Genomic DNA, 3,972 nt, shown 5'->3' with positions numbered 1-3,972 from the left:
TGGCAACTCGGCGGCGCCGTCGACCAGTCGGTGGACGTACCGGTCTACGACATCGACGGCTTCGAGAACGACGCCTCGGTGGTGGCCGCGCTGCACGCCAAGGGCCGCAAGGTGATCTGCTACATCAACGCCGGATCCTGGGAGGACTTCCGCCCCGACTCCGCCGCCTTCGCCAAGTCCCTCCAGGGCTCGGACACCGGCTGGAAGGGCGAGAAGTGGTTCGACATCCGCAAGCTCGACCAGCTGAAGCCACTGATGGCCGCCCGCTTCGACATGTGCAGGAGCAAGGGCTTCGACGCCGTCGAGCCGGACACCATCGAGGCCTACAACCAGAACAGCGGCTTCCCGCTGACCCCCGACGACCAGCTCAAGTACAACCGGATGCTGGCGCAGCTCGCGCACGAACGCGGCCTGGCCATCGGCCTGAAGAACGACCTGGACCAGATCCCCGCGCTGCTGCCGGACTTCGACTTCGCGGTCAACGAGGAGTGCTCGCAGTTCGACGAGTGCGACCGGGTCTCGCCCTTCATCAAGGCGGGCAAGGCCGTCTTCCACGTCGAGTACAAGCTCGACACGGACCAGTTCTGCGCCAAGGCCAAGGCGCTGGGCTTCAGTTCGATGCAGAAGAAGCTCGACCTCAACGCCTGGCGCAAGCCCTGCTGAGGCCGGTGCTTCCCGTCGCGCGGGTGGCCCGGACCAGGGCCACCCGCGCGAGGGTCACTTGACCGCCAGCCAGATGACGGCGCCCAGCACGACCAGGGCGACGACGGCGACCAGCGCGATCACGCCGGTTCGACTGCCGCTCTTGCTGCTGCCGTAGGTGGAGACGGAGCCCGGTGCCTGGGGCGCCGGGCTCTCGTCGACGAACGCCCGGAACATCTGGGTGCTACCGGCGGGGTCGTAGTCGTTGTCAGCCATGGCACGGACTCTAACGAATCGGCCCACCTCAGGCACACCCCGGACCCCTCGTCCGGTGACCGCATCACTCCGACGTGCGACGGCGGGACGACGGGCGGGTGAAGACGCCGCCAAGTTCGGAATGCGCTGCCGCACAGTGGGGTTGACTTCCTTCATGACCGAAAAGCACCGCCGGGTGAGCCTCGGCACGTCCGACCTGTCCGTCTTCCCGCTCTCCCTCGGAGGCAACGTCTTCGGTTGGACGGCTGACGAACAGCAGTCCTTCGCCGTCCTGGACGCCTACGCGGCGGCCGGCGGCAACTTCATCGACACCGCCGACGTCTACTCGTCCTGGGCCCCGGGCAACAGCGGCGGCGAGTCCGAGACCGTCATCGGCAACTGGCTGCGCAGCCGCGGCAACCGCGACGACATCGTGATCGCCACCAAGGTGGGCATGCACCCCGAGGCGAGCGGCCTGGGCGCGGCCAACATCAAGTCCGCCGCCGAGGCCTCGCTGCGCCGCCTGGGCGTCGACCGGATCGACCTGTACTACACCCACCGGGACGACGAGACCCCGGTCGAGGAGTTCGTCACCGCCCTGGACTCGCTGGTCCGCGAGGGCAAGGTCCGGGCGGTGGCCGCCTCCAACATCTCCGCCGAGCGGCTGGTCGAGGCGCTGGCCTTCGCCGAGCGCGAGGGCCTGGCCAAGTACGTCGCGGTCCAGCCGCACTACAACCTGGTCTCCCGCGACACCTTCGAGGGCCCGCTGGCCGACGTGGTCGCCGAGCACGGCCTCGCCACCGTCCCGTACTACGCGCTCGCCTCCGGCTTCCTGACCGGCAAGTACCGCCCCGGCGGCCCGGAGGTGGCCAGCGCCCGCGCCGAGGGCGCCGCCCGCTACCTGGCCGACCCGCGCGGCCCCCGGGTGCTCGAAGCACTGGACGAGGTGTCCGCCGAGCACGGGGTCGAGCCCGCCACGGTGGCGCTGGCCTGGCTCACCGCCCGCCCGACGGTCGCCGCCCCGATCGCGAGCGCCCGCACCGTCGAGCAGCTGCCCCCGCTGCTGGCCGGCGCCACGCTGGAGCTCACCGCGGAGCAGACCGCCCTGCTGGACGAAGCCTCCGCCTGAGCAGACGACCGGGCCCCGACAGCGGTTCGGCTGTCGGGGCCCGGTGCGTTCCGTCGGCCCTACGGCCGCCCGAAGTGGGTCGGGTAGTAGCCGGAGCTGAGCGTCGATATGCGAACGGTCGTGCCCGGCCGGGGCGCCTCCACGAACTTGCCGCCGCCCAGGTAGATCCCCACGTGGTGGATCCCCGAGGCCCGGCCGCTGTCCGACCAGAACACCAGGTCGCCGCGGCGCAGCTGGCCCGAGCTGATCGCCGTGGTCGCCGCGTACTGGTCGTCCGCCACCCGCGGCAGGCTGATGCCCGCGCGCCGGTAGGCCTGCTGGACCAGCCCCGAGCAGTCGTAGCCCGACGGGCCGTTGCCGCCCCAGACGTACGGCTTGCCCAGCTGGGCCAGCGCGTAGTCGATGGCCGCCTCCACGCTCCCGGAGGCCGGCGCGCTGTTCGAGGACGAATTGGTGCTCGGCCGGCTGGGGGCCGGGGCCGAACCGCCGCCGGACTGGCCGGTGCGGCTCGCGTAGACGTCGTAGTGGCTGGTCCAGCGCCACTCGCCGCTGCTGTTCTTGAACCAGTACTTCGAGCCGTCCCAGCCCTGGCTCAGCCCGGAGGAGGCCGAGCCGTTCGAGACGGACTGGGCGCCGGAGCTCCCGGAGCCGCCGGCGCGGCTCGCGTAGACGTCGTAGTGGCTGGTCCAGCGCCACTCACCGCTGCTGTTCTTGAACCAGTACTTCGAGCCGTCCCAGCCCTGCGTGCCGGCCGCGGCGTGCGCGGACCCGGCACCGGCCGTCAGGCCGACCACGCCGGCGCCCGCCAGCACGGTGGTGGCCAGGCAGGTACTTCGGACGGCCCGGTGTATTCGGCCGCCGCTCCCGGCCGTGTCCCGGGCGGTGCGCGGCCGGGCCGCGCAGTTCGGGCAACCGCAGCCGGTGATCGCGGGGAGGCTGCCGAGGCGCTCCTCGAAGCCCATCAGGCCGGAATCCGCGCCGGCTCCGATGCCGGGTTCGGCGTACGCGCCGGTGGCTATCCTCATGCGGGTCGTCCTTCCTTCCGCCCGGCTCGGGCGGCCGGGGACGGTACCGAGGCGGCCACTCCGGCCGGGGCGACGAAGGCGACCAGCAGCTGCTCCATCAGCGCGCTGCGGGCGGCCTCGTCCAGTTCGTGCGCGGTCGCCCGCTCCAGCCGGCGCACGGCCAGCGCCGCCGCCTCGACCGCGTCGTCGACCAGCACGGTCCGCAGGCCCGCGTCCAGGTCGGCCAGCCGGCGGCGCCGCATCGACTCGGCGACCTCGGGGGCGTAGTCCAGTGCCAGCGGCTGCACCGAGTAGACCTCCAGGCCCGCCGGGGCGGCCTCGGCGGCCAGCGCGCGGGTCATCTCGTCGGCGAACCACTGACCGTCGCGCAGCGCGGGCCCGGGCGCTGCGTTGCTGTCGCACGGCAGGGTGGAGGCGGTGCGGGTGAGCACCGCCTGCACCTGCTCGCGCAGGTAGCTCTCGTGGTCCTCGATCGCGAGCAGCGCCCGGGCGGTGTCCTTGACCCGCCAGACGATCAGCAGCCGGACGACGATGGGGGTGCCGGTGCGGTCGACCACCTTGACCGGCTCGCTGCGCCAGTGCCGCAGCCGCACGTCCACGCGGCGGCGGCGCAGCAGCGGGTTGACCCAGACCAGGCCGGTCCTGCGGACGGTGCCCCGGTAGCGGCCCCAGCGGGTCAGCACCCGGGTCTCGCCGCCCGCGTTGGCCAGCAGGCCGGCGAGCGCCAACACCACCAGCAGCCCGGCCGCGCCGGCCGCGGCGATGGCCGGGGCGTCCACCTCGGCCCGGCCGCTGTCCTGGGCGGCGGAGCTGCGCAGCTCGGGCAGCCAGTCCCCGTGCGGGATCACGCCGGTGCGCAGCAGTACGTACAGCGCCCCGGCCAGTCCGATCAGCACCGCCAGCAGGGCGATCCAGCCGGGC

General features: G+C 72.8%; 5 protein-coding genes. 2 read left to right on the top strand and 3 right to left on the bottom strand.

Annotation, left to right across the window (positions count from 1 at the left end; genetic code table 11):
• Nucleotides 1-663 (top strand): endo alpha-1,4 polygalactosaminidase (locus J0670_RS32430; RefSeq protein ID WP_207815636.1); only part of this gene is annotated, 663 nt, incomplete at its 5' end.
• 54 nt (nucleotides 664-717) lie between these two features.
• Here J0670_RS32430 and J0670_RS32425 read toward each other — a convergent pair.
• The gene (locus J0670_RS32425) at nucleotides 718-918 is read right to left on the bottom strand and encodes a hypothetical protein (RefSeq protein ID WP_207815635.1); all 201 of its coding nucleotides are present in this window, start codon (nucleotides 916-918) and stop codon (nucleotides 718-720) included.
• Between the two features lie 154 nt (nucleotides 919-1,072).
• Between J0670_RS32425 and J0670_RS32420 the strand changes: the two genes are divergently transcribed.
• On the top strand, nucleotides 1,073-2,026 hold the full coding sequence (locus tag J0670_RS32420) for an aldo/keto reductase (RefSeq protein WP_207815634.1): 954 nt from the start codon (nucleotides 1,073-1,075) through the stop codon (nucleotides 2,024-2,026).
• A 59-nt stretch (nucleotides 2,027-2,085) separates the two neighbouring features.
• Here the strand turns inward: J0670_RS32420 and J0670_RS32415 are convergent, their stop codons facing one another.
• Nucleotides 2,086-3,051, bottom strand: coding sequence for a C40 family peptidase (locus tag J0670_RS32415; protein ID WP_207815633.1), 966 nt, complete (start codon nucleotides 3,049-3,051; stop codon nucleotides 2,086-2,088).
• The coding region (locus J0670_RS32410; RefSeq protein ID WP_243437843.1) for an SPFH domain-containing protein at nucleotides 3,048-3,972 on the bottom strand (925 nt) is incomplete at its 5' end. The genes J0670_RS32415 and J0670_RS32410, both read right to left, overlap by 4 nt.

Source organism: Streptomyces sp. FH025, assembly GCF_017427025.1.
Taxonomy (GTDB): domain Bacteria; phylum Actinomycetota; class Actinomycetes; order Streptomycetales; family Streptomycetaceae; genus Kitasatospora.
The sequence above is the reverse complement of the archived record's forward strand: the minus strand, read 5'-3'. Positions and strand labels throughout refer to the sequence as shown.

Coding starts and splice junctions, on each gene's coding strand:
- J0670_RS32420 (WP_207815634.1), top strand. CDS start 1,073: ATGACCGAAAAGCACCGCCGGGTGAGCCTCGGCACGTCCGACCTGTCC.
- J0670_RS32425 (WP_207815635.1), bottom strand. CDS start 918: ATGGCTGACAACGACTACGACCCCGCCGGTAGCACCCAGATGTTCCGG.
- J0670_RS32415 (WP_207815633.1), bottom strand. CDS start 3,051: ATGAGGATAGCCACCGGCGCGTACGCCGAACCCGGCATCGGAGCCGGC.